Here is a 13,234-nt window from a genome sequence, read left to right on the forward strand (position 1 = left end):
GCTAGGCCGGCGCGAAGCTGTATACCTGGCCGACGCTGGTCGCAGTTACCACGCGGCCGTCGACGGCGATCGACACCCCGACCGGATATCCGGTCGCCGCGGGCAGCGAATAGCTGTTGATCGTGTGGCCGTCCGCCGGGTTGAACACCAGCAACGACATACCGGGTCCGCCTTCGTGGGGCGGACCCGCGACGATCGTGTAGCCGACGTTTCCGGCCGCCAGGCTGGACGTCGATAGGGGCGTGACGTCATCGCGGCGCCAGGCCTGGTCGGCATGGTCGCCCGCGTCGCGAAACGCCGCCAGCCGGGTGTCGGGGCCGCCGCCGGAAACGATCAGGCCCTCCGGGGTGACCGTCGGCGGTGTCTGAGCCAGAAATCCCAACGGCACCGACCACTTCACCTTGCCGTCCGTTGCGTGCAGGGCCCACAGCCGTTGGTCGCGGCCGTTGACGTACACGGTTTCGCCGTCGGCCGATAGCACCGGACTGGCAAGCACGCCGTCTTTGACGGCGTCGCTGGTCCACTCCCGAACCAGTTGCTGCGCGTGGTACTTGAGCCCGACCAGCCCCGCCGCCGGCGCTCCGGGTTGCCAGACGCCGACCACCACCATGCCGTTGACCTTTGAGAACGCCGGGGCCGCCGCCACCGGGCAGCCCTGTCGTGCCGGAGTGCAGTCGGCCAGACCACGCGCCGGATCAGTCGGATCGACGCCCTCCACCAGATCCATCGGGCTGCCTACGATCTTGCCGCGGTGGGCGTCGAACACCAGCATCTGTCCCAGATGGGTGGCCACGAGTAGGTGGCCGTTGCCCAAAAATCGCGGGGTGGACGGCATGCCGATCACCGGTTGGCGCCAGCGCGTCCACTGGGTGACGGGGAAGGCAACGATCGCGCCCGGCTGGCCGACGTAGAGGTTGTCGAATCCGTCGAACAACGGACCGGCGAAGCCGCCGCCCTGGACCAGCCGAACACACCAGCGTTGCCGGCCGTTGTCGTTGTTCTCCCACTCCATCAGCGAACACCCGGCCGGGGTCTGCGAGTTGAGCGCGAGGTAGCCGCGCCCGCTCAACGCCGGCCCGGCGGCCAGACTTCCCTTGACCGAACGCGTCCACTTCAGCGCCAGCTTGCTGGAGCCGGCGGTGGTGGTGTAGCTGCTGTTGGCGGCGTCGCCGTACTGTGCGGGCCAACCTAGCGCGGGTGCGGCGTCCACCCACGAATCGGTATTGCCGCAGCCGCCCAGCCCGATCGTGAGTGCAGCCGCGAGAGCGGTCGTCAGGAGACGTCGGGCAAACACCGGATGATTTCGCAGGGTTCCCAAATCCTTCCGCTACGCGGTAGCTCACGGGGTCCGGCCCGTCTGCATGAGCAGCGATCGAGTACAGGTGAGGGTAACGCGTGGCGGTGTACTCGTGGCGATTGCCCGACGTCCTTCGGGGTGGTCAGGCCTCGGGACGCTGTGCGTCGTGCATCGGCGTCACGCTAGGCTTTCCGCCCATGACGACCATGTGGGGTGCGCCGCTTCATCGCCGCTGGCACGGGTCGCGGTTGCGGGACCCCCGCCAGGTCAAGTTCCTGACGCTGGCATCGCTGAAATGGGTGCTGGCCAACCGCGCGTACACGCCGTGGTACCTGGTGCGGTACTGGCGGCTGCTCAAGTTCAAACTCGCCAACCCGCACATCATTACCCGGGGCATGGTCTTCCTCGGGAAGGGCGTGGAAATCCATGCGACACCTGAGCTGGCGGAGCTCGAGATTGGCCGCTGGGTGCACATCGGGGACAAGAACACCATTCGTGCCCACGAGGGATCGCTGCGCTTCGGCGACAAGGTGGTGCTGGGCCGCGACAACGTCATCAACTGCTACCTCGACATCGAGTTGGGGGACTCGGCGTTGATGGCCGATTGGTGCTACGTCTGCGACTTCGATCACCGGATGGACGACATCAACGTCCCGATCAAAGACCAGGGGATCATCAAGTCGCCGGTGCGGATCGGGCCTGACACCTGGGTCGGTGTCAAAGTGACGGTGCTGCGTGGCACGTCGGTGGGGCGCGGTTGTGTGCTGGGCGCGCATGCGGTGGTCCGTGGTGACATCCCCGACTATTCGATCGCGGTGGGATCACCGGCCAAGGTGGTCAAGAACCGCCAGCTGTCCTGGGAGACCTCGGCGGCTCAGCGCGCGGAGCTGGCCGCGGCGCTGGCCGACATCGAGCGCAAGAAGGCGGTTCACTAGTCGGCGGTGCGCCTGGCGCCTCAGGCGGTGGCGAACAGATGATTGTGTGCGATCCACTCGCTGATCCGAGCCATGGTGGCCGGTAGCACTCGCGCCGAGAACACGAGATGGTCGGAGCCGGGAATCTCGACGAAGGTGCCGTTGCGGTACCGGCCGGCCGTTTGGCGTGCGATCGCGCTCCCCACGATGCGGTCGTACTCGCCGCCTAACACCAGAACCGGACCCGTGACCGCGGGGTAGTCGACGCGCGCGACCTTGGAGCGGTCCAGCCAGGGCAGGGCCAGCTCGAAGAACAACACGCGTCCGGACTCGCAGACCAGATCATCGAACATTTCGCGGGCCGCGCCGGCCGACTGGGCTCCGGCGATACCGGTCCGAAACCGGGGCCACGACGGGGGCGCTACCGGCTTGGTCCATGGCCGCGGCCGCAGCGCGTGCCGCATCGAAAGGCCCGCCGTTGTGCGGTTCAGACCAACGGGTCCGACCGGCGAGGGGCAGGCGGCGACCACGCCGATGTGGCGGGTTCGCGCTGCCACCAGCTGGACCAGCAGGCCGCCCAGGGAGTGTCCGACCAGCAGGGGCGCGGAGTCGAGCGAGGCCACCAGCTCGACCAGGTCATCGGCGTAGTCACGCAGGCTCAGCGTGGCAATGCGGGCCGCGCCGTCGGGCAACGGCAATTCGTGATGGCGCAACGTCGGAGTGTGGACCGTGTAGCCGTGGTGTTCGAAAGCGGACCGGGCGCCGGCCAGCTGCCGGCCGCGGCTCCATGCGCCATGAATCAGGACGACATGTTTGCGCACTCCTGCAGTATTGCTGTCGCGGTCCTACTCGGGGTGGTCGTCGACCTTGAAGTCGAACCGGACATCGCCGGCGTCGATGCTGGTCACGGTCACATTGACGCCATAGGTCTTGCTGCCGTCGATGAGCTGACACCGCAGTGTCGCGCCCACCACGCCCTTGAGGTTGTCGGGGCAGATCACCGAGTCGGGTCGTTGGCCCACCTTCTGATACAGCTTGTTGCTGATGATGTGTGCGACCTTGTCCTTGTCGACGGTCTCCACCATGTCGAACTTGACGTCTTTGCCGTCGACGCTGGTCGCGGTGACGTTGACGTTGTATGTGGAGTCTTTGACCTTCATTTCGCAGTTGAGCTGAGCCCCGACCTTGGCCGGGAGATCTCCCGGGCAGGTCACCGACTCGGGCTTGTTGCCGGAAGCGTCGGTCATCTTGGCCTTGATCTGCTCGGCCACATCGCTTTTGCTCACCGAATGCGATCCGGTTCCGATCGAACAGGAACAGGCGCCGGCGCTGGCCATCAGGCCCACCGCGGCGCCTGAGACCAGAAACGTCCGCACGATCGAATGAGCCATATCGCCTCCCTGGCGTCGACAACTGGGAATCGGCTGATAGTTACATGTCAAACAGCTCCGGAAAGGCGAATCAGCCAAACACCAAGCAAACGCTACTGTTTGGCAAAGAGATCCGGCGCCCGCAGGTCAGCCGATGTCGTGATAGCGGCGCAACGCCTCGGCGCGTTCGGTGCCGTGATCCACGATCGGCGCCGGATATGTTGACGGGCATGGGCCGCCGCGCCGCTGAATCCGATGCACGTTGTCGACATCGCGCAGTTCGGGGACCCAACGTCGAATGTAATCGCCCGCGGGATCGAACTTTTCGGCTTGTGCGCTCGGATTGAAGATCCGAAAGTACGGCGCGGCGTCGGTGCCGCATCCCGCCGACCACTGCCAGCCGTGCTGATTGCTGGCCAGGTCACCGTCGGTGAGTTGGTCAAGGAACCAGGCGGCCCCCCATTGCCAGGGCAGGTGCAGGTCTTTGACCAGGAAGGATGCGGCGATCATCCGGACCCGGTTGTGCATGAACCCGGTTTCGCGCAACTGACGCATCCCGGCATCGACCAATGGATATCCGGTTTCTCCGGCCTTCCAGCACTCGAAAAGGTGTCTGGCGTTGGCGTCGGTGTCGGTCACGATGCCGTCGAAGTTGCTGTTCCAGTTGTGCCAGGCGCTGGCCGGCCAGTGGTGCAGGACGGCGCCATAAAAGTCCCGGAACGCCAACTCACGTAGGTAACTACGCGCTCCGGTGCCGGTCAGGCCCATGCCCGCGACCATGGTCCGGGGATGGATGGTGCCGAACTTCAGGTGCGCCGACATCCGGCTGGTGCCCTCGAAGTCCGGCCAGTCGCGGTCATGCTCATAGCGGTCCAGCTTGGCGGTGCGGAATGCTGTCCATTCCCGGATGGCCGCGGCCTCACCGGCGGCCAGGTCAAGCTCAGTGCCCGGATCGGGGATCTCGCACTGCTCGATGTCGGTCTGCGCCGGATCCAGCCAACACGCCGATCCGGGCCCCGTGTCAGCCGGTGCTCGCCATCGAGCGTCCTGCCATTTGCGGAAGAACGGGGTGAACACCTGGTAGGGGCTGCCATCGTTTTTGACGACTCGACCCGGTGAAACCAGATACGGCGAGCCCGTCGCTACCAGTGGCACGCGGCCCAGCCCCGCTGCAACCCGTTCGTCGCGACGCCGCCCAAACGGCGCGAAATCGCCGGTAACGTGCACCGATGATGCCTCGATTGCTTTGGCTATCAGCGGAATCCGCTGCTCGGGCCGACCGCGTGTCACCAGTAGGCGGCCCTGCAGTGCATCGTTGAGTTGGCGAAGTGAGTCGCCGAGGAACTGCAGGCGGCGCAGGCCTGAGGAAGCTTCCAGGCGCGGGTCGACCACGAAGCAGGCGAGCACTTCCTCGCTATCGGCGGCAGCGGCCAGTGCCGGATGATCGCCAAGCCGCAGATCGCGGCGAAACCACAACAGAGCCCTTGTCATTGGGTGGTTCAGCGGTTGAGTCGCCAGACGTGGGTGGCCAGCACGGTGGCGAACGCGCACCACACGGCGTAGGGGAGCATCGCCAGCCCGGCGCGCCGATCGGCGTCAGCGGATCGCTGCACCAGGTCGGCGCTGCTGGTTGCCAGGACCGCGGCACCGAGCGCTGACGCTCCCAGCCGGTGGAACCGGAACAACACCCAACTCCACCCGGCGTTGAGTACCAAGTTGATGCTCAACGCGCCGATGTAGCGGCGTGCCTTGTCGCGCTGGCCAGTTGCGTTCAACCGGTCGATGGCCACTGCCGAACTGGCGGCGATATCGCCGTAGAGCGTGGTCCACACCATGGGGAAGGCGACCGAAGGTGGCTGGTAGGACGGTTTGCGCAGTCGCGCGTACCAGTCTGAGGTTCGTGGCGGGCTGGCAATGCTTCCGCTACCGGCCGCCGCGGTGACCGCAAGCGCGGTGCCGGCCAGTGTCGATTTGTTCATTCTGATCCTCCGTCCGCGTGCGAATACGCTAAATCAGGTTGGTGAGCAGTGGTTTTGGGATCACTGGGCCACCAGATGCGATCGCCGATCAAGGTGAACAGCGCCGGAATTACCAGGGTACGTACGACGAAGGTGTCCAACAGAATTCCCAGGCCGACGATGATGCCCAACTGGGTCAGCACGATCAGGGGCAGCACAGCGAGCACGCAGAAGACGGCGGCCAGAACGATTCCCGCGCTGGTGATGACCCCGCCGGTGGCGGACACCGCCCGGACCATCCCGGCGCGCGCGCCATTTCGTGCCGACTCCTCACGGGCTCGGGTGACCAGGAATATCGTGTAGTCCACCCCGAGGGCGGCCAGGAACAGGAACGCGAACAGTGGGGTGCTGTTGTCCAGGGCGGGAAAGCCGAATACGTGGATGCTGGCCCAGCCGCCGAGTCCCAACGCGGCCAGCGCGCCGAGAATGGTGGCGGCCAGCAGGATCAGCGGAGCCAATGCGGAGCGCAGCAGCGCGTAGAGCGCCACCAAGATGACGGCAAGGATGGCCGGAATCAGCAGGGCACGGTCGTGCTCGGCCGCGTCGCGTACGTCAAGTGCCTGCGCATCCGGCCCGCCGACCAACGCGGAGGGGGATGCTTGGCTGGCCGAATGTCGAAGCGCTGCAATCGTTGTGAACGCCCGTTCGGAGGATGGTGGGGCGTCGATCACCACCGACCACTTGGTCAGTCCGGCCCCGAACTTGCCGGAGCGGCCCGACTCGGTAACCGAGACCACGCCCGGTGTTGCGCCAATGGCTTGCCGCACTTGCGTCGCCTGCGCCGAGGGGGCTACCACCAGTGTGGGGTTAACCAGGCCCGCGGGGAAGTGCTGGGCCACGACGTCGTAGCCGGAAACCGAATCAGCTTTGACCCGGAACTGCTCGGTCTGAGACAGCCCGATCCGGGTGCCGAGTAGCCCGGTCGCCAACCCGATCAACAGGGCGACGGTGACCAGGGCGACCGGAGCGGGTCGGCGAGCCACCCGTTGGGCGACCGCATGCCAAAAGCCGGAATCGAGCGCCGTGGTGTCCTCGGCGCGGGGAATGAAGGGCCAGAACAGTCTTCGCCCACACAGCGCCAGCAGCGGTGGCAGCACCACTAGCACCGATACCGCCGCGACGACCAGCCCGCACGCCGCCAGGGCGCCCAGACTGCGGTTGCTGGGGGTTGCCGCGAAGACCAGCGTGAGCAGCGCCAGCACCACGGTGGCATTGCTGGCGGCGATCGGCGGTCCGGCCCTGCGCACCGCCCGGGCCAGCGCGTCGCGGTGATCGCGGTGAACCGGAAGTTCCTGCCGGTATCGAGAAATCAGCAGCAGCGCGTAGTTGGTCCCGGCGCCGAAGACCAGCACACTGGTGATCCCCGAGGTGGATCCGTCGAAGTTCAGCCCGGTCAGGGCGGCGACCGCGGTCCCGACTGTGGTCGCGACCCGATCGGCGAAGGCGATCACCAGCAATGGCAGCAGCCATAGCACCGACGAGCGGTAGGTGAGGATGAGCAGCAGCGCTACCACCGATGCCGTCACCGCCAGCAGGGTGATGTTTGCGTTGGTGAATGCATTGGCGATGTCGGCGCCGAAGGCCGGTCCGCCGGTGACATGGGCGTCCAGGTCCGCCGGCAGTCCCTCGTGTGCCGCCTCGCGTAACGCCTTGACAGCGTCGTTGAGGGCCAGGCCCGACAGGTTCGCGCTGATGGGCACCACCGAGATTGCCGCTTTTGTGTCGGCCGAGATCAACGGAGCTGCCGGTCGCGGGTTCGCGCCGGGGTGTGCCGAGGCCTGCATGCGCTGTGCTGCCTGTTGTGCCGCGCGGCGATCGGCGGCGTCCAGCGTGGTCCCGTCCGAGCGAGTGACGACCAGGATCAGTGGGGCCCGGTCGCCGCCGGGGAAGCGGCCCAGCTCGGATTCGACTTTCGCCGACTCCGCGTCGGCGGGTACCGACTGCGGTGCTTGCCCGGCCGCGGAGTTTCCTCCTACCAACACCATGAACACCGTGGCCAGTGCGACGACACCCACCGAGATCAGCCACGACCTCTTGGCCGCTAGCGCCGCCGCAAGTCTGTCCCAAACCACGTGCGCAAGTATTTCAGTTGTTTAAGTAATTTTCAATCAAGGGTGCACCCGGTGTGCTCCGCTGGTGCCGCACCAAATGCCAAAAGCTATGGGGAGTAGCGTAATTCATTCAGATCGTCTGATCGCATGCCGGTCGGCGCCGGGTAGCGCCGCTCGAGGCGCCGGTGCTGCCCGCCGGGTTTGGCCAGTAGTGTCGTCGGCTTAGCGGGCAGTCATGCCCGGTAAGGGCATTCGGGCCGGCGAAGGGACTCCGTTGGGCATCATCACCAGGGCGGCCACACCGCTAATCCTGGCCATCGCCTCGCTGTGCGCGCTTGTCGCCACCCCGGCGGTAGCGGCGTCCGATGCGCTGTCCGCGGCCGTGGACAGCGCGTTTCGACCGCTGCTGGTCCAGTACGACATACCCGGTATGGCCGTAGCGGTGACGGTCAACGGCCAACAGCGCTACTTCAACTATGGAGTTGCCGCCAAGCAAAGCGGTGCCCCCGTGACGGCGGACACCATCTTCGAGATCGGTTCGGTGAGCAAGACGTTCACCGCAACGCTGGCCTGCTACGCGCAGGAACTCGGCAGAATATCGCTGGCGGGGCACCCCTCCGCGTACATGCCGCAGCTCGCGGGCAGCGCCATCGACAAGGCCACCCTGCTGAACTTGGGTACCTACACCCCTGGCGGACTGCCCCTGCAATTTCCGCCCGAGATCACCGACGACGCCCAGATGCAGGCCTACTTTCAGCAATGGACACCCGATGACGCCCCGGGCCAACAGCGGCGCTACTCCAACCCGAGCATCGGGCTGCTGGGCCACCTCACCGCGCTGGCGATGAACAGCGATTTTGTCGATTTGGTCCAAACCCAGGTCTTTCCCAAGCTGGGGCTGTCCCACAGCTTCATCCGGGTGCCGCAAGCCCAGATGGACGACTACGCGTGGGGGTACAACGCCAGCAACGAACCGGTTCGGGTGAACCCGGGGGTTTTTGCTGCCGAAGCCTACGGCGTCAAGTCATCTGAACCTGACATGCTGCGCTTCGTCGAGGCCAACATCTCACCCGAGGGCCTACCGGCGTCGATGCGCCGTGCCGTGCAAGCAACCCACCTCGGATACTTTAATGTCGCTGACATGGTCCAGGGGCTTGGCTGGGAGCAGTATTCCTACCCGGTCACCCTCGATCAGCTGCTGGCCGGCAACTCCAACACCATTGCCATGCAGCCAAACCCGGTTACCCTGGTCGCCGGGGTGCCCCCGTCCGGCCCGAGGCTGTTCAACAAGACCGGTTCCACCGACGGGTTCGGCGCCTATGCCGCGTTCGTACCCGACAAACGGATCGGCATTGTGATGCTGGCGAACAAGAACTTCCCCAACGCCGCGCGCATCACGGCGGCCCATGCGGTGCTCGAAAAACTCGCGGCCGAGTCGCGATAGATCGGATCAATGGTCGAGCCCGCACCGGCCTTCGCGAGCCGGCGCCCGCCTCCGTCAGCTAATTCAACTGGTTAAAGATTAATGAACTGAAATAATTGCCGATGCGGATATGCTGCACATTGCCATGGATGCGGATGAACAGGCCTGCAGCCGCCAGGGGCTCGAGTCGGCGATTTCGGCCGATCTGCGGGAGTTATCGACCGAATCCGATCAGATCGGCCACTTGTTTGCGGTGTCACACAGCGTGTGCCCCAACGATTTTCGGGCGCTGCTACACATCATGGTCGCCGAAACCGGCGGTCGGCCGCTGACCTCGGGGCAACTCGGGGAGCGGATGGGTCTATCGGCCGCCGCGATTACCTATTTGGTGGATCGACTCATCGAATCCGGCCACATTCGACGCGATACTCACCCCGACGACCGTCGCAAGGTCGTCCTACGGTATTCCGAACCCGGCCTGGCGACCGCCCGGTCTTTCTTCACTCCGCTGGGAATGCACACCCGTGCCGCGCTGGACGGCGTTGCCGACCCGGATCTGGTGGCGGCGCATCGAGTCTTTACCGCCCTTATCGCCGCGATGCGCGTGTTTCGGACCGATCTGAGCTCGCCGTAGCGCTAGGGCGCGCTCTGGCCGATCTTCTTCAGGGCGGCCACCAGGCCCGCGGGATCGGCGACGGTCACGGTCAGTGCCGAGTGATCCCGCAAACCCAACACCCGGTGGATCCGCGGCTCGAAGTGGACACACGCCCCGGCCTGCGCATTGGTGCCAAAGGTAAGGCCGTCGTCGACCATCGACAGTCGCGGGCCTACCGCGGTCCACCATCGGTATGGCCCGGTGACGTGGGAGTCGGTCACGCTCGACAGTGGCGCTTCGGCATGAAAGGGCCCATAGCGGGCCACGAAACGGCCGTCGTCGGTCAGCGTGACGCCTTGGCGGCCCGGCCACCGGAACGGGAGCCGCATGGGGGCCAGGCGGGCGTCGTAGCGGTAGGGAAAGTACTCGCCCCGGTCTTGCGGCGTCATTGCATGGCTCCGATCGTTGGCGCCCCAGCTGCCTGTGTCCCCTCGAGGCTAGTGGTCGCACCGCATGGTTTCGACGTGGTGGTTGGGTCGGTGGCTGTTCCACAATTGACGGGCCGGCGGGCTCGACTTGCCGGGGCGTAGCGTCGACAGACACACGAAAGGTAGATCGCCAGATGCTGGGATGCATTGTGCCGCGTTTGGCCCAACTCCTGGAGGCGGTCGGTCTCGTCGTTGGGGTGCGGGTTACCGAAGAACCGGCCCACACCGTCGAACAACTCGGCAAGGGCCTAGAGGTCCGTCGTTATGGTCCGCGCGTTGCGGCCGAAACCGTGGTCGACGACACCGAGGAAGGCGCCCGAAATTGCGGATTCCGCGTCCTGGCCGGCTATATTTTCGGCGCCAACCACGCCAAGTCGAAACTGGCGATGACGGCTCCCGTGAGCCAACACCGCGATCAGACCGGCGCGGGCGAACCCATCGCCATGACAGCGCCGGTGGCGCAGCAAGCCGGCGACGGCGGCACGTGGACGATACGGTTTTTCATGCCGGCCAAGTGGACCCTGGATACCCTGCCGGTGCCGAACGACAACGCCGTCGCCCTGGTAGCGGTGCCGGCGGAGACTTACGCGGTGCTGCGCTTCAGCGGTGATCGCGGCGCGGGCGCGGTGGCGGCGCGCACCACGGAGCTACTCGGCTTGCTCGACGGCACCGATCTGCAACCGGTTGGTTCGCCGGTGGCGTGGTTCTACGATCCGCCGTGGACAATTCCATGCCTTCGTCGCAACGAAATCGCCGTTCCGGTGACCAGGCGCTGACCAGGCCTTCGGTAGAGTCATTACTACTGCATCGAGCGTGGCTTTTGCACTGTGGTGATCGACCGAGCTGCGATTGAGCAGTAGTGTTTGACTACGCCAAGAATGGGTAACCGGTTTCCGCCGGATAATGTCGTTGCCAATAGAAGTGGGGTTGGTCGCGGCTGGATTGCCGTGACCGGTTGGAAATCATGTATCACCGATGGTGTCGCGCAGCGATCGCGGTCGTGTTCGTGCTGGTGAGCGTTGAGACGCCGGCACTGGGGCGGGCCGCCGTTGGAGTGACGGCATATCCCGGATTGGAAATCCATCAGGGCTCGGTGGTGTGCGTGATTGGATTCGTCGAACCGCAGATGCGGATAGCCTTCAGTGCCGGTCGATGCAATGGCGATCCGATGGTGACCGACCGCTACGGCAATGCGGTCGGTGCCGTGACGCTGGCCGGCCAGGCGACGGTCAGTGAAGTGGCGGTCGACGGTGCGGCTGCCGGTGTCGACTATGAAGTCATCACCTTGGCCCCCGAAGTGGCCGCTACCGACCTGCTGCCCACCGGACTTCGATTGCAGTCGAAACCAGGGTTTCGGGTCCAGCCCGGTGCACGGGTGTGTGAGGCCACCGCGGCGAGGCAACGCTGCGGCCGCGTCGACACCGTCACCGAGAGCCGCTTCGTCATTGCCGGCATGGACGCGGATCAGCACGAGATTGGTGCACCCGTATACGTGCTGGACGACGACAACCACGCCTTGATCGCCGGCTTGCTCGACGGTGTGCGCGGCTCGATATCCGAAGCCCAGTCCTGGCCGGCGGTCATGCGGCAGGTCTACCTCGATTCACGCTCGGTGGACTCCACGCAGCCACCCCCGCAGGGGCGCACGATCGGCAGCTAGCTGATCACCGATGACGCCCCAGCAAGTGGCGCAGGGCCGTGTCGAGGTTGGGCTGGCGGAACCGGTGCTCAGCCAGCGCCAGCCGCGCCGGCAGGACGCGCTGATTGGCACACGCGAGTTCGCGGGCGCCCTGATCGCCCAGCAATAGCCGCGGTCCCAGTGCCGGGACCGGCAACACCGCGGGTCGATGCAAGACCTGGGCCAGGGTGCGCGTGTACTCGGCGTTACGCACCGGTTGTGGTGCAACAGCGTTCACCGGACCCGATAGCCCGGTGTCCCACAAGGCGCGGTGATAGATGTCGACCAGGTCGTCGATCCCGATCCAGGACAGCCACTGACGACCGTCGCCAAGGCGGCCGCCCAGCCCGGCGCTGAACAGGGGGCGCAGCAACTGCAGGGTGCCGCCGCGGGGAGACTGCACGATGCCGGTGCGTACCAGCACCACTCGCACGCCGTCTTGTCGGGCGGGGCCGGTCGCCGCTTCCCACTCGGCGACGACATCGGCAAGAAACCCCTCGCCGCGACCGCTTTCCTCGGTCAGTATCTCGTCGGCACGGTCGTAGCCGTAACACCCGACAGCCGAGGCCGAGATCAGCACGCGAGGCCCGTCAGCGCCGCGGCCCAGTAACTCGGGAAGCCGACGCGTCGGACCAATTCGGCTCTCGCGTATAGCGTTTCGATGCGCTGTGGTGAACCGCCCGGCGATTGAGGCGCCGGCCAGATGAATCACCGCGTCGATCCCCGTCAGTAACTCGGGGTCAGGATCGTGCGGGTCCCAGTGCCGCTCGTCGGCGCCGCGTGGGGTGCCACGAACCAAGCGCACGACCCGGTGCCCGCCAGTGCTCAAAAAGGCGGTCAGCGCCGAACCGACCAGCCCGGAGGACCCCGTGACCGCAATTGTTGTGGCGCCCAGGCCAGCAGCGGCGGCAAGTTTGTGTGCGGCCAGATCATCGGCAAGCTGCTGGTGGCGGTATACGAACATCGGCCGCAATGCCGATGCCGGTATCGGGGTGTCGACACGGTCGATCACCCGGGTCCGGCCCGCGCCGGCGTCCTCGAAGTCGTGAGTGTGCCGCCACCGCACCGCGATTCGGGCCGGCAGCGAAGCCAGCCCGTCGCTTGCGATGGTGTCGACGAAACGCCTTGGGGGATCGTAGGAATCGGGCTGGTGCTGGGCCAACTAGCGCAGGCCGCCGGGAAGCGCCAGCGTCGCGCGACCATCTTCGAGTGATCGCGCCTCGGTTACCAACCGCATGGGTTGCCAGGGCGGTGACAGTCGGCTGAATGCTCCAGGCCTGCTGTGCCACTCGAACACCTCATCGCGTGGCGCGTCGACCACGCTGGAATACACCACGCCCATCGTTGCACGTTACCGCCGCGGGTGGCCGCGCGGCGACGGCGTGCCCGATAGCGGATAG

Annotated in this window: 12 protein-coding genes and 1 pseudogene; 5 read left to right on the forward strand and 8 right to left on the reverse strand. The window is 65.9% G+C overall.

Going from position 1 to position 13,234, the window contains the following annotated elements; genetic code table 11:
• Position 1: 1 nt before the first annotated feature.
• Positions 2-1,318 carry an outer membrane protein assembly factor BamB family protein gene (locus SHTP_RS08320; protein ID WP_096370297.1) on the reverse strand — a complete coding sequence of 439 codons (1,317 nt, stop codon included), beginning with the start codon at positions 1,316-1,318 and terminating at the stop codon, positions 2-4.
• A gap of 176 nt (positions 1,319-1,494) precedes the next feature.
• Here SHTP_RS08320 and SHTP_RS08325 point away from each other — a divergent pair, with 176 nt between their 5' ends.
• Positions 1,495-2,232, forward strand: a complete 738-nt coding sequence (locus tag SHTP_RS08325) for an acyltransferase (RefSeq protein ID WP_096370298.1) — start codon at positions 1,495-1,497, stop codon at positions 2,230-2,232.
• 20 nt (positions 2,233-2,252) lie between these two features.
• Here SHTP_RS08325 and SHTP_RS08330 read toward each other — a convergent pair whose 3' ends face one another.
• From SHTP_RS08330 to SHTP_RS08350, 5 genes are all read right to left on the reverse strand, one after another.
• Entirely contained in the window at positions 2,253-3,032 is a 780-nt protein-coding gene (locus tag SHTP_RS08330) for an alpha/beta hydrolase (protein WP_020786477.1), read from the reverse strand.
• Positions 3,033-3,056: 24 nt separating this feature from the next.
• Complete coding sequence (locus SHTP_RS08335) at positions 3,057-3,602, reverse strand: anti-apoptotic protein (RefSeq protein WP_096370299.1); 546 nt, start codon at positions 3,600-3,602, stop codon at positions 3,057-3,059.
• Positions 3,603-3,728: 126 nt separating this feature from the next.
• Positions 3,729-5,072 (reverse strand): cryptochrome/photolyase family protein, encoded by a 1,344-nt coding sequence (locus SHTP_RS08340; RefSeq protein WP_096370300.1) that lies wholly within the window; start codon positions 5,070-5,072, stop codon positions 3,729-3,731.
• Positions 5,073-5,080: 8 nt separating this feature from the next.
• Positions 5,081-5,560 (reverse strand): TspO/MBR family protein, encoded by a 480-nt coding sequence (locus SHTP_RS08345; protein ID WP_096370301.1) that lies wholly within the window; start codon positions 5,558-5,560, stop codon positions 5,081-5,083.
• Positions 5,557-7,671, reverse strand: coding sequence for an MMPL family transporter (locus SHTP_RS08350; protein ID WP_096370302.1), 2,115 nt, complete (start codon positions 7,669-7,671; stop codon positions 5,557-5,559). The genes SHTP_RS08345 and SHTP_RS08350 overlap by 4 nt, the downstream gene beginning before the upstream one ends.
• Before the next feature lie 214 nt (positions 7,672-7,885).
• On the opposite strand from SHTP_RS08350, the gene ampC reads away from it, so the two are divergent.
• Together ampC and SHTP_RS08360 are read left to right on the forward strand one after the other, a co-directional pair.
• The gene (ampC, locus tag SHTP_RS08355; protein ID WP_096370303.1) at positions 7,886-9,094 is read left to right on the forward strand and encodes a class C beta-lactamase; all 1,209 of its coding nucleotides are present in this window, start codon (positions 7,886-7,888) and stop codon (positions 9,092-9,094) included.
• Between the two features lie 109 nt (positions 9,095-9,203).
• Complete coding sequence (locus SHTP_RS08360; RefSeq protein WP_096370304.1) at positions 9,204-9,707, forward strand: MarR family winged helix-turn-helix transcriptional regulator; 504 nt, start codon at positions 9,204-9,206, stop codon at positions 9,705-9,707.
• A 2-nt stretch (positions 9,708-9,709) separates the two neighbouring features.
• Here the strand turns inward: SHTP_RS08360 and SHTP_RS08365 are convergent, their stop codons facing one another.
• A complete protein-coding gene (locus tag SHTP_RS08365) occupies positions 9,710-10,117 on the reverse strand; it encodes a hypothetical protein (RefSeq protein WP_096370305.1) in 408 nt (135 codons plus the stop codon).
• Between the two features lie 173 nt (positions 10,118-10,290).
• Between SHTP_RS08365 and SHTP_RS08370 the strand changes: the two genes are divergently transcribed.
• Both SHTP_RS08370 and SHTP_RS08375 read left to right on the forward strand, forming a co-directional pair.
• Positions 10,291-10,932, forward strand: a complete 642-nt coding sequence (locus tag SHTP_RS08370) for an SOUL family heme-binding protein (protein ID WP_096370306.1) — start codon at positions 10,291-10,293, stop codon at positions 10,930-10,932.
• 236 nt (positions 10,933-11,168) lie between these two features.
• Positions 11,169-11,816, forward strand: coding sequence for an Rv1815 family serine proteinase (locus SHTP_RS08375; protein ID WP_231507101.1), 648 nt, complete (start codon positions 11,169-11,171; stop codon positions 11,814-11,816).
• Between the two features lie 4 nt (positions 11,817-11,820).
• On the opposite strand, the pseudogene SHTP_RS08380 reads toward SHTP_RS08375, so the two are convergent.
• Positions 11,821-13,176, reverse strand: a pseudogene (locus SHTP_RS08380) (TIGR01777 family oxidoreductase).
• Positions 13,177-13,234 lie beyond the last annotated feature (58 nt).

It is taken from the genome of Mycobacterium ulcerans subsp. shinshuense (assembly GCF_002355775.1).
GTDB classification, from domain to species: Bacteria; Actinomycetota; Actinomycetes; order Mycobacteriales; family Mycobacteriaceae; genus Mycobacterium; species Mycobacterium marinum.